We start from the raw sequence: 19519 nt of genomic DNA on the forward strand, positions 1-19519 counted from the left end.
ATTAAATCTCCTCGACAATACATTGCAGCGGATGCCCTTCGGCTTTTGCCCGCTGCATGACCTGCCGTTGTTTGGTTTGGGCAATATCGCGCGTGTAAGTGCCGCACAGGCCTTTGCCTTCGTGATGAACCAAGAGCATTACCGCTACCGCCTGTTCTTGTCCGAGCATGAAGATTTCGGTCAGGATTTCGACGACAAATTCCATCGTGGTGTAATCGTCGTTCAATAGGAAAACGCCGTAACGTTTCGGTGGGGCGGTTTTTTGGTCGCTTAAAAGCGTATCGGATTGGCAGTGTGTCGTCATAAGTTGTTTTCTATCGGGAAGAAGCCGTTTTCAGACGGCATTTCTGTTGTATTTTCGGTCTTTCCGCTTATTTTCTCACTTTTTTGGAAACATAGCTTGACGTTTCGGCTTAACAAATGTAAAAAGACGGTTAAGCAGAAGCCGGCACTCGACCAAGTATATAAAGCTGGGGAGAAACGCTGAACGTTTAAGTTTGCTGTATGCCTTATTTTGCTGATTTTGTTAATTTTTAAGTATAGGAAGTTTCTAATGGCAACCGGTATCGTAAAATGGTTTAACGACGCTAAAGGTTTTGGTTTCATCACTCCTGACGAAGGTGGCGAAGATTTGTTCGCTCACTTCTCAGCGATCAATATGGAAGGTTTCAAAACCCTGAAAGAAGGCCAACGCGTCTCTTTCGACGTAACCACCGGCCCTAAAGGCAAACAGGCCGCCAACATTCAGGCAGCTTAATTCCTGATGTACGGTCAAACGTATATTTGAAAACGGCGGGACAGGAAATGTCCCGCCGTTTTTGTCTGCCGTTTTGCGGGCGGCGGGTCAGGCAGCCCGTGAGGGGGCGGCTTCAGACGGCATCGGACGGCAAACCGGGAAACTCCTGCGGATTGGGCGCGCCCATCCCGTCCGACGGCAAAATGCCGTCTGAAGCCGGCGGCGGAAAAATCCCCAATCCCCGCCCGCCTTATCCTGAACTTGTGTGTACCCTGTTGTGGAAAAGTAGCTTAGTATTTTGACGGATAAGGGAAAATCAGTGCTGATGAAAAAATGTGCAATGTTGTCGGCAAAAGGCAGTGCGGCATAAAACGGCAAACGGACAGGCACGGGGTAAAACGTGCCGCCTCGGTCTTCAGACGGCATCGGCAGGGCGTTCAGCTTCCGGCAACTGTCATCCCCGCAATCAGGATAGAACCGATTTTGTTGGACGAACGCCGCAAAGCGTCATCCGCCACGCCGACGATGTCGCGGTACATATCCTGCAAGCGTCCGGCTACGGTAATCTCGTGGACGGGGTAGGCAATCACGCCGTTTTCCACCCAAAAACCCGCCGCACCGCGCGAGTAGTCGCCGGTAATGGCGTTTACGCCTTGCCCCATGAGCTCGGTTACCAACAATCCCGTGCCCATTTCTTTCAGCAGGTCTGATTGCGTTTCGTGCGTATGGTTCAAATACAGGTTGTGCGCGCCGCCGGCGTTGCCCGTGGTCTGCATACCGAGTTTTCTCGCACTGTAACTGCTGAGGAAATAGCCTTCGACGATGCCGTCGCGGATAACGAAACGCGACCGCGTGGCGACGCCTTCGGAATCAAAATAGGTGCTGCCGAAGGCGCGGGGAATATGCGGCTCTTCGCGCAGGCTGAGGAAATCGGGCAGAACCTGCCTGCCTATGCTGTCAATCAGGAAGCTGCTTTGGCGGTAGAGCGCGCCGCCGGAGAGTGCGCCGACGAGGTGTCCGATCAGACCTCCCGAAACGGTCGCATCGAATAGGACGGGGTAGCTTCCGGTCGGAATGCTGCGGCTGTTCAAACGACGTAAGGTACGTTCGGCGGCGGTTTGACCGATTTGCGCCGGGCTGTCCATGTCTTGATGGCGGCAGGAGGAATCGTACCAGTAGTCGCGCTGCATGCCGTTTTCGTCGGCGGCAACGACGCTGCATGAAATGCTGTGGCGCGTGCCTTGCTGGTGTGCGGCAAAACCGTGGGTGTTGCCGTAAACGTATTGGTAATGTCCGGTTTGTACCGCCGCCCCTTCGGAGTTTTCGATGCGCTCATCCTCGTTCAGGGCGGCTTGTTCGCATTGTTTTGCCAACTCGACGGCGGCTTCCGTGCTTAAATCCCATTCGTGGTAACGGTCGAGGTCGCCGACGTGTTGCGCCATAAGCGAAGCGTCTGCCAAACCTGCGCAATCGTCTTCGGCAGTGTAGCGGGCGATGTCGATGGCGGCGCGGACGGTGTCGCGCAGGGCTTGTTCGGAGAAGTCGGCGGTGCCGGCGCGGCCTTTGCGTTTGCCGACGTAAACGGTAATGTCCAGCGACTTGTCCTGCTGAAACTCGATTTGTTCGATTTCGCCCAGCCGCACGCTGACGCTTTGTCCCAATGATTCGCTGAAATCGGCTTCGGCGGCGGTTGCGCCCGTCGCTTTTGCCAAGTCGAGCGTGCGGCGGCAGAGGTCGAGGAGTTCGGAAGCGGTGTGGTTGAACAGCATAAAAATCTTTCTTGATGATGCTTTGCGGCATTTTAACCGTTTCGGCCGACAGGGGCAAAAGTACCGGTTAACAGGCATATGGGGAAAAATGCCGTCTGAACGCGGAATCATTCTGTTAAAATGCGCTATTGGAAAAAATTCGAGAATCAAGATGTTTGAACAAGAAGACGAGTGGATCAGCAAAACCCAAATGAAAAAGCAGATGAACGGTTTGCAGGATTTGGGTATGGAACTGACCAAGCTCTCAAACGACACACTGAAAAAAATCGGCTTGGACGAAGATTTGTACGAAGCCGTCGTTACCTATAAAAAAATTACGTCCAACGGCGCGCTCAAGCGGCAGGCGCAATTTATCGGCAGGCTGATGCGCGACACCGATCCCGCGCCCATCGAGGCGTTTCTTGCCAAGCTGCGTGGCGACGATGCGGCGCACAATGCCTTTTTGCAACGCGTGGAACAGGCGCGCGTACGGTTGTTGGCGGACGACGGCGCGCTGACGCAGTTTATGTCGGATTTTCCGCATGCGGACGCGGGCAAGCTGAGGACACTCATCCGCAATACCAAAAAAGAGCAGGAGCAAAACAAACCGCCGAAAAACTTCCGCGCCCTGTTTCAAGAATTGAAAACCGTGATGGAAAACGGGGACGAGGAAATTTAGGCATATTTTCAGACGGCATCCGCCGTCATTCTGATTGGAGGATAAAATGTTGTTCCGTAAAACGACCGCCGCCGTTTTGGCGGCAACCTTGATGCTTAACGGCTGTACGGTAATGATGTGGGGCGTGAACTACCCGTTCAGCGAAACGACCGCCCACAAACACGTTGACAAAGACCAAATCCGCGCCTTCGGTGTGGTTGCCAAAGACAATGCCCAATTGGAAAAGGGCAGCCTGGTGATGATGGGCGGGAAATACTGGTTCGTCGTCAATCCTGAAGATTCGGCGAAACTGACGGGCATTTTGAAGGCAGGGTTGGACAAGCAGTTTCAAATGGTTGAGCCCAATCCGCGCTTTGCCTACCAAGCCCTGCCGGTCAAACTCGAATCGCCCGGCAGCCAGAATTTCAGTACCGACGGCCTTTGCCTGCGTTACGATACCGACAGGCCTTCCGACATTGCCAAGCTGAAACAGCTTGAGTTTGAAGCGGTTGAACTCGACAATCGAACCATTTACACGCGCTGCGTCTCCGCCAAAGGCAAATACTACGCCACACCGCAAAAACTGAACGCCGATTATCATTTTGAGCAAAGTGTGCCTGCCGATATTTATTACACGGTTACGGAAAAACATACCGACAAATCCAAGTTGTTTGAAAATATTGCATATACGCCCACCACGTTGATACTGGATGCGGTGGGCGCGGTGCTGGTTTTGCCTGCGGCGGCTTTGGGCGCGCTCATGGATGCCGCCGGAAAATGAGCAGCAATGCCGTCTGAAAAGCCTTCAGACGGCATTTCAAACACATCCGCACTGTAAAGTTACACGCTATGTCAGCCAAAATCCAAACCCGATCCGTCAATACCGACGTTTTTAATCATTTGCTCGCCGCCGGTGCCGATCCTTTGATTGCGCGGCTGTGTGCTGCGCGTGATGTGCAAAGTCCTGCCGAGTTGGACGACAAGCTTGCTGCGCTTTTGCCGTATCAAACGCTGACAAACTGCGAAGCCGCCGCCCGCCGTTTGGCGGATGCGGTTGAGCGTCAGGAAAAAATCTTGATTGTCGCCGACTACGATGCAGACGGTGCGACGGCGTGTTCCGTCGGTATGAGCGGTTTGGCGGCGATGGGGGCGAAAGTGAATTTCCTTGTGCCCAACCGCTTTGAACACGGCTACGGCTTAACGCCCGAACTTGCCGAAATCGCCGCCGAGCAGGGCGTGGATTTGCTGATTACGGTGGACAACGGCATCGCCAGCATTGCAGGCGTGGCGCGTGCGCAGGCTCTGGGTTTGGACGTGATCGTAACCGACCACCATCTGCCTGCCGAGACCGTGCCTGACTGCATCATCGTCAATCCGAACCAAAAAGGCTGCGGTTTTCAAAGCAAAAGCCTGGCGGGCGTGGGCGTGATTTTTTATGTATTGACGGCGTTGCGTGCCGAACTGCGCCGCCGCAATTATTTTTCAGACGGCATCAAAGAGCCGAATCTGGGCGACCTTTTGGATTTGGTCGCACTCGGTACCGTTGCCGATGTCGTTACTCTAGACCACAACAACCGTATCCTCGTGTCGCAAGGTTTGAAACGGATGCGTTCGGGCAAAATGCGCCCCGGCATCCGCGCCTTGTTTGAAGTGGCGCGACGGGATTGGCGCAAGGCTCAGCCGTTTGATATGGGCTTTGCGTTGGGCCCGCGCATCAACGCCGCCGGACGGCTGGATGATATGTCGGTCGGCATCGCCTGTCTGTTGGCGCAAGATGATGCCGAGGCGCAGGAACTGGCGGCCCAGTTAAACAACCTCAATATCGAACGCCGCGAAATCGAGCAATCCATGCTACAAGACGCGCTGAGTGATTTTCCTGAAACCCTGCCTTCAGGTCAGACGACTTTGGTGGCATATCGCGACGACTTCCATCAAGGCGTGGTCGGCATCGTTGCCAGCCGCCTCAAAGACCGTTTTTATCGTCCGACCATCGTGTTCGCTCCGGCGGATAACGGCGAAGTGCGCGGTTCGGGGCGTTCCATTCCCAATCTGCACCTGCGCGACGCTTTGGACTTGGTGTCCAAACGCCATCCCGATTTGATTTTGAAATTTGGCGGACACGCGATGGCGGCGGGTTTGAGCATACTCGAACACAATATCCCCGCGTTTCAGACGGCATTTGAAGAAGCCGTGCGCGAGATGGTGTGCGAAGACGATTTGTCGCAAACATTCATCACCGACGGCAGCCTGCCTGCCCGCGACATTACGCTGGAACAGGCGCAAAACCTTGCCCGCCACGTTTGGGGACAAGGCTTCGCTCCGCCAAGTTTTACCGACGAATTTCACGTTGTCCGCCAGCAGCCTTTGGGCGCGGAGGGCAAACACAAAAAAGCGTGGCTGCAAAAAGACGGCTGCGAATTTGAAGCCATGTTTTGGCGTTGCAGCGAAGACATCCCCGAATACATCCGCACGGTGTACCGCCCCGTTGCCAACGAATGGCGGAATAATCTCGAATTACAGCTTTATATCGACTACTGGGAAGCGGCGTAGAGGCGGCGGAACGCCGTTTGAATGTGATTTCTGTTCCTTCATCGTATTTCCTTTTCGGTTGAAACCCCACCCTTTAGGGCGGTAGAATCAGACCTTATTTGGGAGGGGCGTAACCCCTTCCAAATCAGGGCAACACATAGGGCGGTGCTTTATGTGTCGTCCTGTGTGTTGAAACATTTGCCTGTTTGTACGACGGGAATGTTCCCAATCGGAGAAGGCGCATCAAATTTCAGACTCTGCCACAAAAGCAGGGTCTGATTTTTTTGGAGGGCAATCTGTTATAATGACGCGTTGCCGCCGCGAGGGCGGCGTGATTCGGACGGCGTAGTTTCTACGCCTTTTGTTTATGGTTACGGCATCTTGCAAACCTGCGCCCGATGCCGTCTGAACACGGTTGCCCGTGGAGATGCCGCTCTTCGGGTCAGAATATTTATGCTGAAAAAATGGTTGAATAAGATGCTGCCTTCCGGTCGGAGCAGTAAAAAAGCGGAAAGTAAAACGGTCATTCCTGCCGAAAGACACAACATCCGTGCCGAAATGTTGAGCTTTGCCGCCGAAAACGTCATACGCCGCCTGAAAGGGGCAGGGTTTCAGGCTTATGTGGTCGGCGGCGCGGTCAGGGACCTGCTGCTCGGCATCGAACCCAAGGATTTCGATGTCGCAACCGATGCCACGCCCGAACAGGTGCACAAACTCTTCCGCCGCAGCCGCATCATCGGCAGGCGTTTTCAAATCGTCCACGTTATGAACGGCGCGGAAACCATAGAGGTAACGACTTTCCGGGGCGGTGCGAAGGTTCATCAGAACGCGCGCGGCAGAATCATGAAGGACAACACCTACGGCAGCATCGAAGAAGATGCGATGCGGCGCGATTTTACCTGCAATGCCTTGTATTACAATCCTGAAAAAGAAGAAATTTTGGATTTCCACAACGGAATTGCCGATGTTGCCGCCCGCAGGCTGGTGATGATTGGCGATGCCGCCGAACGCTATCGGGAAGACCCTGTCAGGATTTTGCGCGCCATCCGCCTGTCGGGCAAATTGGGCTTTGAGCTGTCGGAGGAAACCGCCGCACCGATTGCCGAATCGATATGCCGTCTGAAGCACGAACCTGTGGCAAGGCTGTTCGACGAAATCATGAAACTGCTGTTTTCAGGGCACGCGCGCGAGTGTCTGAAACGTTTGAACGGATTTGACATACCGGACGACATCCATCCGCTGCTCAATGCCTTGCGCGTTTCAGACGGCATCGCCGGAAAAATGACGGTGCTTGCCTTGAAAAATACCGATGAGCGGCTGCGTGCCGACAAATCGGTTTCGGTCGGTTTCGTACTGGCGGCCCTGATGTGGCCCGAGTTGGAACGCCATTGGAAAAGCAATCTGCAACAGGGTTTGAAACCCGTGCCCGCCCTGTCCGATGCAATCAATACGATGCGCGAAACCGTCGAACGCGGTTGGGGCGTGCCGCAACGCTTTTCCGCCACGATGCGCGAAATTTGGATGTTCCAGCCGCAGTTTGAAAACCGCAAAGGCGCAAGGCCGCACAAACTGTTTGCCCAAACGCGTTTCCGTGCCGCCTATGATTTCCTGCTTTTGCGCGCCGAAACCGGCAATGCGGACCGCGCCCTTGCCGAGTGGTGGACGGCGTTTCAGACGGCATCGCAGGAACAGCGGGCCGATATGACCAAAAACGAGGCTGCCGCCCGGCACGAAAAAAACGAAGGACAGGCGAAAAAACGCCGCCGTCGCAGGCGCAAACTCAAGCCGAAGGTTGTGGGAACGGATTGGGAATAACGGTCAACAGACAAGGAGCAATGAAGTTTTAACACATGGGGTGAAGCATAAAGTGCCGTTCTATGTATTATCCTGATTTGTAAGGGGCCTCATCTCCGTAAATAAAGTCTGACCCTGCCTCTCGGAAAAAGGATGTCCGGGTGGGCAGGGTTCAAGCAACAAGGAAAAATTGATGAAAAAATGTATTTTGGGCATTTTGACCGCGTGTGCCGCCATGCCCGCATTTGCCGACAGAATCAGCGATTTGGAAGCACGTCTGGCGCAGTTGGAACACCGTGTCGCCGTATTGGAAAGCGGCGGCAATACCGTCGAAATCGACCTTTTCGGTTCAAATTCCACCATGTATGTATGCAGCGTTACGCCTTTTCAGAAGACGTTTGAGGCAAGCGGCTGGAATGAAGGCGTGGCGCGGCAGAAAGTGCGTCAGGCGTGCAACCGCGAAACTTCGGCAATGTTTTGCGAAGATGAGGCAATCCGATGCAGAAAATTCGATTGATGTATCGGTTGGAGGGATAAAGAAACGGATACGGAGCTTGGCTTCCGTATCCGTTTTTTCTGCCTGATTTTCTGTGCATCGGGTTTCAGACGGCATTGGAATGTCAGTCGTGTTCTGCCGATTCGTAGGCTTCGACGATTTTTTGCACTAAAGGATGCCGGACGACGTCTTCACTGGTAAAGGTGTGGAAATACAGGCCTTCTACATCGTGCAGTTTCTCACGTGCGTCTTTCAATCCTGATTTGATGTTTTTGGGCAGGTCAATCTGGCTGATGTCGCCGGTGATGACGGCTTTCGCACCAAATCCGATGCGGGTCAGGAACATTTTCATTTGTTCGGGTGTGGTATTTTGTGCCTCGTCGAGGATGATGTATGCGCCGTTGAGCGTCCTGCCGCGCATATAGGCGAGCGGGGCAATCTCAATCAGACCTTTTTCAATCAGCTTGGTTACACGGTCGAAGCCCATCAGGTCATAGAGGGCATCATAAAGCGGACGAAGGTAGGGATCGACTTTCTGGGTCAGGTCACCGGGTAGAAAACCCAGTTTCTCACCGGCTTCGACAGCAGGCCGGACTAAAACGATGCGTTCGATTTGGTGTTTTTCCATTGCGTCAACGGCGGCGGCGACGGCAAGATAGGTTTTGCCCGTGCCTGCAGGCCCCAGCCCGAATACGATATCGTGGTTGAGCAGGGCGCGGATATAGCCGTTTTGTCTGGGTGTCCTGCCGCCGATGCTGCCGCGTTTGGTGCGGAAATAATAGGCGTGGTCATGGTTTTTTTCTTGATGACCGGCATCTTCGGTTTGGGCTTCGACGGCGGCAAGCCTGATGTCGCCGTCGTTTAGGTCGCGCGTCTGCGCCGTTTCCAAGAGTTTGAGCAGTGCGCGTTTGCCGGCGTGTGCAAATGCGCCGTTGAAAGTGAAATGTTCAAAACGGCGGCTGATGTGGATATCGAGTGCTTTAGCAAGTAAATCAAGGTTGTTGTCAAAAGAACCGCACAGACGCTGCAACGCCAAGTTGTCGGTTTCTTCTAAATGCAGGTGGACGGTATGTGTCATATGAAGGTCCGAATAGTTGGATATTGTGTGATTTTAATCTATTTCACCGGTATTTTCTTACCGTATTCTGCGATTGCCTGTCGGAAAATGCCGATCAACCTGCCTATAACGGCATTTTCGCCAAATTCGTTCAGACAGTTTTCCCTAAGTCGGGTAGGTTCAAAATCAGAGTGGTGTTCATACATTTTGATGAGTGCGTCGGCAAGGGCATCGTCGTCGTCAACAGGAACCAAATATCCGTTGCCGTCTGAAACAATAGATTCCGCACCGCCGCAGCGTGTTGCAATGACGGGCAATCCTTGGGACAGTGCTTCGATATAGACCACGCCGAAGGTTTCTGTGCGGCTGGCAAGGACGAATGCGTTGCTGTTCCTCATCAAATCCAATACTGCTTCGGGCTGTAATGCGCCTAAAAATGTAACGGCATGGGCAATTCCCAACTGACGTGCCTGCCGTTTCAGGTTTGTTTCTTCTTGTCCGCTGCCGCCGATATTCAAACGGAGGTTGGGGTGTTTTGCCAAAGCACGGGCAAAGGCAGTGAGCAGGACATCGTGTCCTTTGAGGCGGCGAAGGTGCGAGACGGTGCAGAAGGTAAAATATTTGTCCGGACGATTGATTTGCGGGGGATTGAAGGCTCGGGTAAAGATGTTACCCAGAATGTTAGGCAGATATTGCCATATAGTGCCGTATTTATGTTGCAGGACTTGGGCGAAACGGCGGCTGACAGCGAGCAGTGCGGAGGCGTGTGCCGCCGCATTTTTCATAGGCTGCCATTGGTGCGGGCGCACCAAACCGCGCGTAATGGTGCTGCTGTGTTCCGTGACGACATAGGGGATGCCGTATTTTTGGGAAATCTTGAAGGCAAGTATGCCGGCATAGTTCATACAGTGGGTATGGATGATGTCGGGAATGCCGTTTTCCCCGATATAGCACTCAAAGGCCTTTAATCCTGCCCGCACCCAGCGGATGCGGTCGATGTCGATGAACGGAAAACGGGGGAAGAAATACATGCTGCGCCATGTATAGATGTCCAAACCTTTTTGCCGGTATTGGGCAAAACCGTAAGGGCCGGTCAGGATGCTTGCCGGTTCTTTGCGCAAGTAGCGGAACATCGGTGCAAGCACGGCGGTTTTGATGCCTTTGCGTTGGAGGGCCTGTGCTTGATTTTGGAAAAAAATCCCGTCCACATCCTGTTCGGATTGCGGATACCATGAGGGGATGACGAGGACGTGCAAGGGTTCGTGAAACCTAATGAGATAAATATATAGGGGTTGATGAGAAAAATGGGACGAAAGAGGATGACGGGGGATTTTGTGGGATGGAAAAAATGCAAGGGAGTTGCAAATATTGCAATAAAAACGGACGGTATTTTTATCGTCCGTTTTTTGTTGTCAAAGTCCTTTTTTGAGGGCGGCGATGGCGATGTCGAGGATTCTGCGTTCGGCACCGGGTTGGAGTTGGTTGTTGCCGTTGATGGGGAGATAGGGGCGTGCTGGAAGGTTGGTTTTGTGACCTCGCCCTGCTCGTCCGCCGAGGTGGTGGATGGCGGCGTATTTTTTATTGCTGCCGATTCGGGCATAGTTGCTGCCAACCTGTGTAGTCAGGCTGGCGGCAAGTTGCCCGCTTTTTTGCAGGGTCTTGCCTCCCTCATCTGCGGCACGCCGACTTCGTTTCCACCGCTGCTCGCCCCAGCTTTCGGATTCGAAGTTTTCTTCGGTCATAAATAGCAACTCAGTTGCAATACCGCGCATCATGGGGCGGGTGTTTGCGGCGTTTTTAAGGAGCGTACTCAGACCGTGTTCGAGTTTGGCAGCATCGAGTTTGATTTCCAGCATAATCAGCCTTTTAACAGTTTAAGCACCCAAGTCAGCGAAGCGGTGGACAGGGCGTTTTTGAATCTGTCGTTGCCCATCATCGTTTTCAGGGCAATGCGGGCGATGTCCGGATGGGTTACCTGCGCCTTATCCACTGCGATTTTCGCCATACGGGACAGCATAGACTTGCCTTGGTTGGCGTTGAAGCCCGCATTGGGGGCAATAAATTTGTTGTTGATGCGAATGCCGGTGCGCTGTGCGTAACGCTCCTCTCCGGTATAGGGATTCGCGCCTATATTGACGGTGATGGACTCAAGAGTCGGTCGGGGCAGGACACGGTTTTCTCCCATACTGCGGGACAGCGGTTTGACACGGCAGCGACAGCGGTAGTCCAAAGGAGGGTACAAAGTATTCCACACGGGGTCGTCTGCGGCATAGACGCGACCGTGCATCATACGGTGGGTATCACGAGTGCGGCTGTCGTTGATGGCGACGTACTGCCAATAAGGGTACGTGTCGATGGAGTCCATCATTTCGGCGTAGCGGCCCGCCATGTAGGCCGACTGCATATTGGTCAGATAGATGGTTTTCAGGCGGTGGGGGCTACCGAGCTGTACGCTTTGGGTTTCTCCTTCGGGATTTTGAACTTCCTGCCTGCCCCACCAGCCTTTGCGCTGTAGAACGGGGGCGAGTTCTCGGCTGAACTCTTCCAGCGTCCGGCCTTGTTCGGCGGCATCGACGACGGCGGAATAGATATCGGAGAGCACATCCATTTTGGCGGTTTTGGCCACCGTAAAGGCAGTGGCGTGCGCGTCGTCCAACATATCCTGCCAGTCCCAAGATACGGCAATGCCTTTTTGCTTGAGATAGGCGACGGCGGCTTCGGGTTTCATGCCGAAGACGGCTTTAATATCTTCGGGGTTCATGATTTAAGCTCCTGTGCTACTTCAATCCTGCCGACCAAGTCGGAAAGGAAAATCAGGCGCGCCAACTCGTTTTGCAAGGCGGTATCGTCCATATTCGGATAGGCGGCGGACAGACGATCGAGCAGGTTTTCGGCGGTTTCTCCACGACTTAATTCGGCCACTAGGACGGCAGTCAGCAGGTCGCCTTGTGTATTCAGACGGTCTGAGTTAGGGGCGAGTCCGTCGATGACCAAACCTGCATCCGTCAAATCGCCCTCGGTAAAGTCGGCAGCTTTTGCCTCCGGGCTTGCTTGAACGCCCTCGAGCAAATCCCCATCTTCCAAACCGTATGTGCGCTGCCAGTATTGCTTGGTGAACTTGGCACCGGCATCCACCATCATCTTATCCCGTTCGGCACGCTCTCTGGTGCCGCTTTCCTCATTTTCGAACAGCACGAATTTCGGACGGGCAACGTCTCCGAAATTTATCTCTATTACCCACTCTATCAACTGATTGAACGTTGTCTCCACGATTCGTTTGTCGCTGTCGCGGATGTCGTCCGTTACTTCCAAGCCTGCGGTCGCGCTGGCGTGCGTGCTGTCTTTTTCGGTGGTTTGGTCTTGTCCGAGCAGCGCAATGCTGATTTCGGAGCGGCAATAACGAATGAGCTTGTCGTAGGCATCAATAGATGAGGCCTTACCGCTTGCCTCGTGGATTTCGACGCTGGAATCATTGGGAATGGTGCCGACGCTGTTGCCGATCAGGGCTTCGAGCGCATCCAGCAGCTTGTCGGTATCCTGCGGGGTATTGGAACGAGGTTCTTTACCAATCAGCCAAGGCGCACCGTATTTTTCGGTGAACTGCATCCAGAATTTAAGGCCGCCGCGTTTGAAGGTGACCAGCCAAAAAACCAAGCCCAAATCGCCCAAACCGTAGGGGTTTAGATAATCTGCCTCATGTGTCGGGCAAAGAAACTTATAAGGCGGAGGAACGGTATCGGTCAGCCCATTTTGGATGTAACGCAGCTCGCCTTCGTCGTTGAAGGCGAACCACTCTTGCGGCTTGGCGATGATTTTGTCAGGCAGCCATGCAGAATCGGTACGCCAAATCAGTTCGATGGGCTGGTAGCCGTAAAAAACGGCGTTTAAAACGTCTTTAATCAGGCGGTAAACATCGGTTTCAGCCAGCCAGCTATCGACAAAATCCCGGACATTTTTAGGGGTGTCGTCGCCCTCAAGCCGCCATTCGAGGCGGGCGACAGCTGCTTTTCGGCGGCGCACCAGCGAGCCGACCAACGGGTCGCGCATCAGCTCGCGGTAAATGGAGATTTGCCTGCCCATTTTGCGCAAAACAGGGTCGGGATTAGGTAGCCAGCCGTTGAAACCGCTGAAAAACGGGCGGGAAACGGCGAGATGTGCAGATAAATCCTGCGGCTTGAAGGTCATGATGCCTTGGCTGGTTTTGAGTTTGAGGTGGGGTTTGGGCATGATATGTACTCTTTAAATACTTTAATAACCTTCGGTTAACGCGCTTTTTCGGCGGATTCGGCGGCTGGCTACGCGTATCGGTCCGGTATTCAGCTCGCGGCTGGCGTAATGGGCAAGGACAAAGGCAATCGCCGCATCGCCGTGGCGTTTTTTGCCGTCTTGACTTTTGGTGCGTACATCGGGGATGCGCGGCACGCCTCTGACCAGCTCGAAGGCGCGCAGGTCGGTCAGGATGTCTTCGTCTTTGGGAATGCCGTCCAGTGTGCCGTCTTCGAGGGCGGCTTTGAACGGCGCGGTATGGGTGCGGTACCAGTTTTCCGAGAGCATGACCGACTCGCATACCTCCGCGCCAAATTCGTCGCGCATGGCTTCGGCTATTGACTGACCGTTGCCGCGCGCGTCCAATGCTGCGCCGCGCAGATTGGGTAAGCCGTGCAACAGGTGTTTCATAATTTGCTCTTGTTGGGCAAACGGCATATTGCCCAACTCCAACACGAACGGCGGCTTAAGGCTTAAATTAGGCTGCTGCAATAAAGGGACGATGACGGTACGGTCTCCGCTGCGGGCAAAGTCTTCGCCGACAAAGCTGGTACGGGTTTTATCCAAACCGTCGAGCAGCGGTTGCAGGGTGTCGGCTATCCAGTCCGCTACTTCGGCAGCACGGCGCGGCTCGGGCAAGAGGCCGAACTCATCGGTCTGGTCGTATCTGATAACCGGCGTGTATGGGGTCATACGGCTTTCGATTAAGGCACGGTTCAGCCATTTGCCGCCGCCGTTTTTGGGGATACAGTCCAACTCTTCGGATGCGTCGTCGCCGTAGAAATCACGGATTTCCTTGCACCACGCGGCTTCGCCGTCTGCCGTCCACTCTTTGCCCAAACGCAGGCAGATGCGGCGGTAGAGGCCGTCTGAAACAGCCTCGTCGAAAGTAATACGGTGGATGGAATAAGGTTTTTTGCCCGCACGAATGTCGGTAATCAGCTCGTTGAAGGGGTTATCCACGCCGTCATGGGTAGAGATGATGTGTACCTGCCCGCCCCACATCAGCAATGCCATTGCCGCTTTGAGCAGCTCGCCGAGCTGTTCGTGGAACGCCGCCTCGTCAATGATGACGCGCCCCTGCTTACCGCGAAGGTTTGAGGGGCGGCTGGATAAGGCGGTAACGCGCCAGCCGGACGCGAAACGGATAACGAAGGCTAACACGGCCTGGCGGTCGTCGCCTTCGACAAACACTTCCTCGGTTTCTTCGATTTCGCCTGCCGCCAGCTGATAATGCTTCGCCCAGCCTGCACAGTCTCGGATAAACTCCAAGGCCATGTCTTTGTTATAGCCGATGTACCATGCGTCCATGCCTTTAGCGGATGCGGCCAGCAAGGCGGTATCGGCAGCTTCTCCCCAGCTCAAACCGATGCGTCGGGATTTTTCGCAGAGTTTGACGGGAGCGTTGTCGGCGCACCAACGCTGCTGATAAGGCAGCAGCGCCATCGGGGTGCGGTCTTCGATTTTATTTTCAGGCGACATCATCGATACCTAGAATTTGCTTTCTAATCATTCGGCATGTTGATTGGGAAATTTTGATATTCCTACTCAAAGGATGGCGTCTGCCACGACTGGGAGGAAGTTTGTTTTTAAGTCTGATACAGGTAATCATGACGCAATCCCCAAGATCTGTTTGCGGATGGCTTCGGCAGCACTGTCGGACAGCCCGCCTTTTTTCGCCTGCTTGGCCACGTTTTCGGCGGCGGCTTCGACTTTGGCTTTAACTTTTGCCTGATATTCTTTCAGGCGCGTTCCGGCGGTAATCAGACCGCTGATTTTGCGCGCTCCTTCGCTCATGATGCCGAAGCGGTCGAGCGCGTTCAGTTCTTCAGACGGCATTTCGCCGATTTGCACCAATGCCTCGAACAATTCGGTCTGCAACATCGCCATCAGGGCTTCGGAGCGTGTATCGCCTTCATCGGCTGCGCCTTCGGCAATCAGGCGTGCCGCTTCAGTGCTGTTTTTGATGGCGGCAAACCGACGCTGGACTTTCTGCCCGTAGCGGTGGGCGGCGGAACGGCTGATTTCGTAGCCCTGCTGCTGCAACCATTCCGCCAGTGCCTGATAGTCGGCGAAACCGTTTTCGACGAGTTTGCGCTCAAATTCGTGTCGGACGGCTTCGGGTAATTGGTCTATCGTGCTGCGCTTGGCCATATCAGCTCCACACTTTTTCGGGACGGGCGATACCGGCGCGGCACTCGACCGTGTATTCGGCAATATCGACACCCAAACTGGTCAGGTCGGCAAACCACAAGCCGTGCGGTGCTTTATTCAGCTCGACCATTTTGCGGTCGGCAAGGTAGTCGAGCTGCTGGCGCAGTTCGGTGGCGGTGGTCCGCGGGTAAATCGCGTTCATGATGTCCAGCAGAAAGGTCTCGCTGGTAGTGTGCGGGCGGGCTTTATTAAGGGTGTTGATAATGTTCCAACGCATCCCCTCGCGGCGTTGTTTGGCGATCAGTTCCTGGCTAATCATTTCTTTACGCTTTCCATTTTGTAGATTTCAGTGAGTTTTTCTGCGACGTTGTCGAGTTTGGCTTCGAGGACGACTTGATTGCGGATGTAGTCTTCGCGCAGGACGTATGTCAGCGGCAGACCGGCATTGAATTCCGCCAGTTTGTTTTCCATGATTTCGACTTTGCCTTGTAGGCGTTCCTGCTGTTTTTGGCGTTCGTCCTGCTGCTCGCGGAATTGCGCCAGCAGCATTTTGCCGAAGGTAAAACAAATGCCGAGGAAGGAGAGTAAAAAGCCGACAAGCTGCCAAAATTCGATGTGGATAAAGGTTTTTTCCATTGTTCACCTCTGAAATCCGTGTTCAAAATATTCTTGGCAGACAACACAGCGCGTACAGCCTTGGACGGCTTTTTGCCTGGCTTCGGGTATCGGGCTACCGCAATCTTCACAGTGGCTTAGGCTGGCGGTGGTTTCAGAGTGCGAAGCCTGCCCGTGGTACGGCGGTTGATGCTTTGCCAGGGATTCTGCGAGAAAGATGGCTTCGCGTTCGGATGCGCGGTCGGCAAAATCAGTCATTTTTCAGACGGCCTTTCGTGTACCAGTTCTGCCAGCCCTCAATTTGGATTTCGAGCTTTTGACAGTATTCACCGTAGCGCACGGCATGGTTCAAGAGTTGTTCGGGAGAGCCGCCACTCAGACGCTCGGGGCGTTCGTATTTGACCAGCAGCCCGGTAGATACAGGCGGCAAATCCACTGTCGGTACGGTTTTAATCGGGGTATCCGAAGGCACGGTTGTAGAGGTGCAGGCTGTTAGAGCCGATACCGTTAAAACCATTGCCGTCTTTTTTAATCGTGTCATGCGTTTGCTCCTGTAAAGTGTTTTTGGTTTTATCCAGTTCGCTCAGGGCGGATGCCAGCTCAATGCTTTGACGCTGCGCGAAGTCATGCCAACGCTTCGTTTCCGCCTGCGCTTTTTTAAGCTCGTCGGCGTATTGTTTGGCTGCCGCCTTTGATGAGTTTTGGTAGGCGGTAATCAGGGCGGTTTGCTTGGCATCGGCTTTGTCGGCGGCATAGTGATAGCCGTTTAGCCAAATGCCCAAAACAATCAATGCACGCCATGCCAATGCCGATTTGTTTTTGTACAAAAAGTCAATCATTGCCGCTCCATTCTTCCGCATTCGCGGATTTTTTGATTTCTGCCAACTGCGGTACGGCGGCGATGCCGCGTTTGATTAATGCATACCCGCCGACCAATGCGCCATAAGCCCACCAGAGCCATTCCGGCGCATCTGCTGTTTGAGAGAACTTATAGGTCATAGAAGCGGCTGCCACGTTTGCCCATAGTTTGGTATGGCTGATTTTCCCTGTGGCCGGATTAGAGACCAAGCCGCCCAGCCATCGGAAAAAGGCGGTTATTTGCGACGCTTTTTTTTGGCTGCGCGTTTCGAGGCGGCTACCCCGCTCTTGCGGTGGGCTTGCGTCCAACATCCCTGAGTCGGCATGGCGTAGCGAATGCCTAGGTCGCCGTGGCTGAAATCGGGCAGCATGGCTGCGGTCATTAGGGCGATGAGTGACTTTTTTGACATGGTTTGTCTCCCTTTAATCAGTGTTATCTGCAGACGCGTGAATCAGGTTTTGCGCCACACGGCGTACCCAGCCCTTGCCGAAAGAGGTGAACGTACCCAGCTTGGTATAAAAGACCAGACGCTCGGCGTTGAACCGCAATAAAAGGTCGTTTTCGGGGAGTGAATTGATGGCTTTGAGACTGATTTCGCCGATGATGCCGTCGTCCGGCACTCCTGCGGCGCGTTGGAGCATACGGGCGGCATTGCCGTAACCGTGGTTGACGCAGGCATCGAAGAATTGGAACGCGACCGCTTCCGGCATTTGGTCGGCGTGGTAACGCTGCCAAAACGCCTTTCGGTAAATGCCGATAGCCTGTTCACGCGTCATGGCACGCATGGAACCGTTAAAGCCGTTTGCCATTGCGGTACGCTTAGTGATGCCCCAATTGGTTTCGCCGCCGGGGTCTTTGGGATGGTTGACGTAACCGCCCTCGTGGGAGAGGACGCGGTTGATGAATTGATTGAATTTGTCTGACATGGAAAATCCCCGTATTGAGGTTGAAATCAATACGGGGATTGTAGGGAAGGCCGTCTGAAGGGGCTTTTAATGGAGGTTAAAACCTAACGGAGGCTAAGGTGTAATACACAGCTCAACTTCGGGATTGCATTTATCGCTTTTCATATATGCTTCATTTGAATCGTCCATTGCCTCAATCTGCATAGGCATATCCGATTTTGCCAACATGGAAACACTTTTTTGCTTACGATTGACCGTAATGAAATAATCCACTCCATTTTGATTATAAGTAGCTTGCATTTTTTTGACGGCAGTCTGAATAGCATCCATAAATGCCAAACGGTCTATCTCGGAGTCCAACGCAATAGCTGTGTAATACATACTCACTAAGCAATTGTTGATTCTTTGGGTTTTAGCCAATGTATTACAATTTATCCGGACGTTCTCAAAAATATCTCCTTCCTTGACCAGTTTTGCAGACAACGTAATGCCATTACCAAGGTCTTTTATTTGACGGGTCTTGCCTGCAACAATTAAAATTCTTGGGAACAAATCCATCATTCCATTGTTCAATTCATTGAACCGTTCCGAAAATGTTTCAGGATGAGGACCAATCATCCCTCCTGTTTTCATCACTCCTCCCGCATTGACCAGATGTGCAGCAGCCAATAAGAAAATTCCAAGATATATTTTTGTTTTCATTCTATTTCTTTCAGAAATTATCTTTTCTTTTTCGGACAATTCTTGCCGTTTCCACCTGGGTTGCAGTCGCAAGCCTGACCGTCGCCATCCCTGTCCAAACTCTTCCAGCCGCTTAATCCTGCTTTTTTGCGGGCTTCATAAAATTTCTGCGCCGCCTGCTGCGTCGGAAAGTCTTTGCAGCTTTTCGCCAAGGCGGGCGTGGGTGAAGCAAACATCATAACAGACACCAGTAATGTCAAATAACCCTTTTTCATTTTGTCTCCTTAATACAGGTTTTTCGAGACTTGAACCACCTGCCCGATGACCTGTATGTCGGGGTGGTCTGCCAGCATCAGCGGCATAGGCGGATAGGTCGTGTTGTCGGAAATCAAGAGCAGGTTGCCGTCAACTTGGCGTTGGATGCGTTTGACCCATAATACATCGCCACTGCGGATGACGTAGATATTGCCGTCGCGCGGGTTGGTTTTTGAGGTATCGACCAAGAGCGTGTCTTTGCTGCTGATGGTCGGCTCCATGCTGTCGCCTTTGGCAGTAACGATATTGAGGTCTTGCTCGTGCAGACCGCGTTGGCGTAGCCAGTCTTTACGGAACGCCAAATGGTTTGCCGGTTCGGTAACTCCATAGGCAGTTGTTCCATGACCTGCCGAAACTTCCACGTCGTACATCGGGATGTAGGCGTAATCATCTCGGTCATACTTCTCTACTCCGAGAAAATTTCCACTTTTTCCAATCAGCCAATTCGCATCAACCTGGAAAATTTCCACTATTGACTGAATCATTTTCAGAGGAGGACGTTGTTTTCCACGCAGAACATCTTTCAACCTGGTTGGTTTTTCTCCTATTCTTTCGGCAAATTCATCAATTGTAATCTTATTAAATTCAATAATTTGCCTAATTTTTTCCAAAACCATGCCAAAAAATCCTCAAATAAGTGGAAATAAAACTTGAAATAGTGGGATATTTCCACTATTATTTATCCAACATTTAACCAAGATTGTTT

General features: G+C 53.1%; 27 protein-coding genes. 6 read left to right on the forward strand and 21 right to left on the reverse strand.

Features of this window, described 5'->3' with window-relative positions; all coding sequences use genetic code 11:
• Nucleotide 1 precedes the first annotated feature (1 nt).
• Nucleotides 2-304 (reverse strand): ATP-dependent Clp protease adapter ClpS, encoded by a 303-nt coding sequence (clpS, locus tag DBY86_RS02370; protein ID WP_107818756.1) that lies wholly within the window; start codon nt 302-304, stop codon nt 2-4.
• 249 nt (nt 305-553) lie between these two features.
• Between clpS and DBY86_RS02380 the strand changes: the two genes are divergently transcribed.
• A complete protein-coding gene (locus DBY86_RS02380) occupies nt 554-757 on the forward strand; it encodes a cold-shock protein (protein WP_002217533.1) in 204 nt (67 codons plus the stop codon).
• Between the two features lie 87 nt (nt 758-844).
• Here DBY86_RS02380 and DBY86_RS02385 read toward each other — a convergent pair whose 3' ends face one another.
• Both DBY86_RS02385 and pmbA read right to left on the reverse strand, forming a co-directional pair.
• Nucleotides 845-1162, reverse strand: coding sequence for a hypothetical protein (locus tag DBY86_RS02385; RefSeq protein ID WP_107818757.1), 318 nt, complete (start codon nt 1160-1162; stop codon nt 845-847).
• A gap of 11 nt (nt 1163-1173) precedes the next feature.
• Complete coding sequence (gene pmbA / locus DBY86_RS02390) at nt 1174-2505, reverse strand: metalloprotease PmbA (protein ID WP_107818758.1); 1332 nt, start codon at nt 2503-2505, stop codon at nt 1174-1176.
• Between the two features lie 151 nt (nt 2506-2656).
• Between pmbA and yjgA the strand changes: the two genes are divergently transcribed.
• The 5 genes from yjgA to DBY86_RS02420 all read left to right on the forward strand — a co-directional run bounded on the left by yjgA (nt 2657) and on the right by DBY86_RS02420 (nt 7982).
• The gene (yjgA, locus tag DBY86_RS02395) at nt 2657-3163 is read left to right on the forward strand and encodes a ribosome biogenesis factor YjgA (RefSeq protein ID WP_107818759.1); all 507 of its coding nucleotides are present in this window, start codon (nt 2657-2659) and stop codon (nt 3161-3163) included.
• Between the two features lie 46 nt (nt 3164-3209).
• Nucleotides 3210-3923 (forward strand): hypothetical protein, encoded by a 714-nt coding sequence (locus DBY86_RS02400; RefSeq protein ID WP_107818760.1) that lies wholly within the window; start codon nt 3210-3212, stop codon nt 3921-3923.
• 68 nt (nt 3924-3991) lie between these two features.
• Complete coding sequence (gene recJ / locus DBY86_RS02405) at nt 3992-5692, forward strand: single-stranded-DNA-specific exonuclease RecJ (RefSeq protein ID WP_107818761.1); 1701 nt, start codon at nt 3992-3994, stop codon at nt 5690-5692.
• Between the two features lie 432 nt (nt 5693-6124).
• Nucleotides 6125-7486: a polynucleotide adenylyltransferase PcnB gene (locus DBY86_RS02415; protein WP_107818762.1), complete on the forward strand. Its 1362-nt coding sequence runs from the start codon at nt 6125-6127 to the stop codon at nt 7484-7486.
• 172 nt (nt 7487-7658) lie between these two features.
• Nucleotides 7659-7982 carry a hypothetical protein gene (locus tag DBY86_RS02420; RefSeq protein ID WP_107818763.1) on the forward strand — a complete coding sequence of 108 codons (324 nt, stop codon included), beginning with the start codon at nt 7659-7661 and terminating at the stop codon, nt 7980-7982.
• Between the two features lie 103 nt (nt 7983-8085).
• Here DBY86_RS02420 and DBY86_RS02425 read toward each other — a convergent pair whose 3' ends face one another.
• The 18 genes from DBY86_RS02425 to DBY86_RS02505 form a co-directional block, all read right to left on the reverse strand.
• Nucleotides 8086-9039, reverse strand: a complete 954-nt coding sequence (locus DBY86_RS02425) for a PhoH family protein (RefSeq protein ID WP_107818764.1) — start codon at nt 9037-9039, stop codon at nt 8086-8088.
• Between the two features lie 38 nt (nt 9040-9077).
• A complete protein-coding gene (locus tag DBY86_RS02430; protein ID WP_107818765.1) occupies nt 9078-10274 on the reverse strand; it encodes a glycosyltransferase in 1197 nt (398 codons plus the stop codon).
• Between the two features lie 156 nt (nt 10275-10430).
• Entirely contained in the window at nt 10431-10874 is a 444-nt protein-coding gene (locus DBY86_RS02435; RefSeq protein ID WP_107818766.1) for a phage virion morphogenesis protein, read from the reverse strand.
• Nucleotides 10875-10876: 2 nt separating this feature from the next.
• The gene (locus DBY86_RS02440; RefSeq protein ID WP_107818767.1) at nt 10877-11779 is read right to left on the reverse strand and encodes a phage minor head protein; all 903 of its coding nucleotides are present in this window, start codon (nt 11777-11779) and stop codon (nt 10877-10879) included.
• The gene (locus DBY86_RS02445; protein WP_107818768.1) at nt 11776-13245 is read right to left on the reverse strand and encodes a phage portal protein family protein; all 1470 of its coding nucleotides are present in this window, start codon (nt 13243-13245) and stop codon (nt 11776-11778) included. Before DBY86_RS02445 ends, DBY86_RS02440 begins: the two co-directional genes overlap by 4 nt.
• Before the next feature lie 21 nt (nt 13246-13266).
• Nucleotides 13267-14766: a terminase large subunit domain-containing protein gene (locus tag DBY86_RS02450; RefSeq protein ID WP_234403353.1), complete on the reverse strand. Its 1500-nt coding sequence runs from the start codon at nt 14764-14766 to the stop codon at nt 13267-13269.
• Nucleotides 14767-14892: 126 nt separating this feature from the next.
• Complete coding sequence (locus tag DBY86_RS02455) at nt 14893-15438, reverse strand: DUF3486 family protein (protein ID WP_029609187.1); 546 nt, start codon at nt 15436-15438, stop codon at nt 14893-14895.
• 1 nt (nt 15439) lies between these two features.
• Complete coding sequence (locus DBY86_RS02460) at nt 15440-15757, reverse strand: hypothetical protein (RefSeq protein WP_107818770.1); 318 nt, start codon at nt 15755-15757, stop codon at nt 15440-15442.
• A complete protein-coding gene (locus tag DBY86_RS02465) occupies nt 15754-16074 on the reverse strand; it encodes a hypothetical protein (RefSeq protein WP_013448349.1) in 321 nt (106 codons plus the stop codon). Before DBY86_RS02465 ends, DBY86_RS02460 begins: the two co-directional genes overlap by 4 nt.
• A 3-nt stretch (nt 16075-16077) precedes the next feature.
• The gene (locus DBY86_RS02470; RefSeq protein ID WP_019272453.1) at nt 16078-16311 is read right to left on the reverse strand and encodes a TraR/DksA family transcriptional regulator; all 234 of its coding nucleotides are present in this window, start codon (nt 16309-16311) and stop codon (nt 16078-16080) included.
• Nucleotides 16304-16525 carry a hypothetical protein gene (locus DBY86_RS02475; protein WP_107818771.1) on the reverse strand — a complete coding sequence of 74 codons (222 nt, stop codon included), beginning with the start codon at nt 16523-16525 and terminating at the stop codon, nt 16304-16306. The genes DBY86_RS02470 and DBY86_RS02475 overlap by 8 nt, the downstream gene beginning before the upstream one ends.
• Nucleotides 16503-16892 (reverse strand): hypothetical protein, encoded by a 390-nt coding sequence (locus tag DBY86_RS02480; protein WP_061704865.1) that lies wholly within the window; start codon nt 16890-16892, stop codon nt 16503-16505. The genes DBY86_RS02475 and DBY86_RS02480 overlap by 23 nt, the downstream gene beginning before the upstream one ends.
• Nucleotides 16885-17223, reverse strand: a complete 339-nt coding sequence (locus tag DBY86_RS14055; RefSeq protein WP_107818772.1) for a hypothetical protein — start codon at nt 17221-17223, stop codon at nt 16885-16887. Before DBY86_RS14055 ends, DBY86_RS02480 begins: the two co-directional genes overlap by 8 nt.
• Nucleotides 17148-17321 (reverse strand): hypothetical protein, encoded by a 174-nt coding sequence (locus DBY86_RS13260; RefSeq protein ID WP_199901018.1) that lies wholly within the window; start codon nt 17319-17321, stop codon nt 17148-17150. Before DBY86_RS13260 ends, DBY86_RS14055 begins: the two co-directional genes overlap by 76 nt.
• A gap of 13 nt (nt 17322-17334) precedes the next feature.
• The gene (locus tag DBY86_RS02490; protein ID WP_107818773.1) at nt 17335-17838 is read right to left on the reverse strand and encodes a glycoside hydrolase family 108 protein; all 504 of its coding nucleotides are present in this window, start codon (nt 17836-17838) and stop codon (nt 17335-17337) included.
• A gap of 93 nt (nt 17839-17931) precedes the next feature.
• Nucleotides 17932-18558 (reverse strand): hypothetical protein, encoded by a 627-nt coding sequence (locus DBY86_RS02495; protein WP_234403354.1) that lies wholly within the window; start codon nt 18556-18558, stop codon nt 17932-17934.
• A complete protein-coding gene (locus DBY86_RS02500; protein WP_234403355.1) occupies nt 18537-18773 on the reverse strand; it encodes an excalibur calcium-binding domain-containing protein in 237 nt (78 codons plus the stop codon). Before DBY86_RS02500 ends, DBY86_RS02495 begins: the two co-directional genes overlap by 22 nt.
• 9 nt (nt 18774-18782) lie before the next feature.
• Nucleotides 18783-19430, reverse strand: a complete 648-nt coding sequence (locus DBY86_RS02505) for a LexA family transcriptional regulator (RefSeq protein WP_061704860.1) — start codon at nt 19428-19430, stop codon at nt 18783-18785.
• Nucleotides 19431-19519 lie beyond the last annotated feature (89 nt).

Source organism: Neisseria bergeri (assembly GCA_003044455.1).
Taxonomy (GTDB): domain Bacteria; phylum Pseudomonadota; class Gammaproteobacteria; order Burkholderiales; family Neisseriaceae; genus Neisseria; species Neisseria bergeri.

Excerpts from the sequence above, each read along its gene's own strand:
- clpS (WP_107818756.1), bottom strand. The coding sequence starts at position 304 with ATGACGACACACTGCCAATCCGATACGCTTTTAAGCGACCAAAAAACC.
- DBY86_RS02380 (WP_002217533.1), top strand. The coding sequence starts at position 554 with ATGGCAACCGGTATCGTAAAATGGTTTAACGACGCTAAAGGTTTTGGT.
- DBY86_RS02385 (WP_107818757.1), bottom strand. The coding sequence starts at position 1,162 with ATGCCGTCTGAAGACCGAGGCGGCACGTTTTACCCCGTGCCTGTCCGT.
- pmbA (WP_107818758.1), bottom strand. The coding sequence starts at position 2,505 with ATGCTGTTCAACCACACCGCTTCCGAACTCCTCGACCTCTGCCGCCGC.
- yjgA (WP_107818759.1), top strand. The coding sequence starts at position 2,657 with ATGTTTGAACAAGAAGACGAGTGGATCAGCAAAACCCAAATGAAAAAG.
- DBY86_RS02400 (WP_107818760.1), top strand. The coding sequence starts at position 3,210 with ATGTTGTTCCGTAAAACGACCGCCGCCGTTTTGGCGGCAACCTTGATG.
- recJ (WP_107818761.1), top strand. The coding sequence starts at position 3,992 with ATGTCAGCCAAAATCCAAACCCGATCCGTCAATACCGACGTTTTTAAT.
- DBY86_RS02415 (WP_107818762.1), top strand. The coding sequence starts at position 6,125 with ATGCTGAAAAAATGGTTGAATAAGATGCTGCCTTCCGGTCGGAGCAGT.
- DBY86_RS02420 (WP_107818763.1), top strand. The coding sequence starts at position 7,659 with ATGAAAAAATGTATTTTGGGCATTTTGACCGCGTGTGCCGCCATGCCC.
- DBY86_RS02425 (WP_107818764.1), bottom strand. The coding sequence starts at position 9,039 with ATGACACATACCGTCCACCTGCATTTAGAAGAAACCGACAACTTGGCG.
- DBY86_RS02435 (WP_107818766.1), bottom strand. The coding sequence starts at position 10,874 with ATGCTGGAAATCAAACTCGATGCTGCCAAACTCGAACACGGTCTGAGT.
- DBY86_RS02440 (WP_107818767.1), bottom strand. The coding sequence starts at position 11,779 with ATGAACCCCGAAGATATTAAAGCCGTCTTCGGCATGAAACCCGAAGCC.
- DBY86_RS02445 (WP_107818768.1), bottom strand. The coding sequence starts at position 13,245 with ATGCCCAAACCCCACCTCAAACTCAAAACCAGCCAAGGCATCATGACC.
- DBY86_RS02450 (WP_234403353.1), bottom strand. The coding sequence starts at position 14,766 with ATGTCGCCTGAAAATAAAATCGAAGACCGCACCCCGATGGCGCTGCTG.
- DBY86_RS02455 (WP_029609187.1), bottom strand. The coding sequence starts at position 15,438 with ATGGCCAAGCGCAGCACGATAGACCAATTACCCGAAGCCGTCCGACAC.
- DBY86_RS02460 (WP_107818770.1), bottom strand. The coding sequence starts at position 15,757 with ATGATTAGCCAGGAACTGATCGCCAAACAACGCCGCGAGGGGATGCGT.
- DBY86_RS02465 (WP_013448349.1), bottom strand. The coding sequence starts at position 16,074 with ATGGAAAAAACCTTTATCCACATCGAATTTTGGCAGCTTGTCGGCTTT.
- DBY86_RS02470 (WP_019272453.1), bottom strand. The coding sequence starts at position 16,311 with ATGACTGATTTTGCCGACCGCGCATCCGAACGCGAAGCCATCTTTCTC.
- DBY86_RS02480 (WP_061704865.1), bottom strand. The coding sequence starts at position 16,892 with ATGATTGACTTTTTGTACAAAAACAAATCGGCATTGGCATGGCGTGCA.
- DBY86_RS14055 (WP_107818772.1), bottom strand. The coding sequence starts at position 17,223 with ATGTTGGACGCAAGCCCACCGCAAGAGCGGGGTAGCCGCCTCGAAACG.
- DBY86_RS13260 (WP_199901018.1), bottom strand. The coding sequence starts at position 17,321 with ATGTCAAAAAAGTCACTCATCGCCCTAATGACCGCAGCCATGCTGCCC.
- DBY86_RS02490 (WP_107818773.1), bottom strand. The coding sequence starts at position 17,838 with ATGTCAGACAAATTCAATCAATTCATCAACCGCGTCCTCTCCCACGAG.
- DBY86_RS02500 (WP_234403355.1), bottom strand. The coding sequence starts at position 18,773 with ATGAAAAAGGGTTATTTGACATTACTGGTGTCTGTTATGATGTTTGCT.
- DBY86_RS02505 (WP_061704860.1), bottom strand. The coding sequence starts at position 19,430 with ATGGTTTTGGAAAAAATTAGGCAAATTATTGAATTTAATAAGATTACA.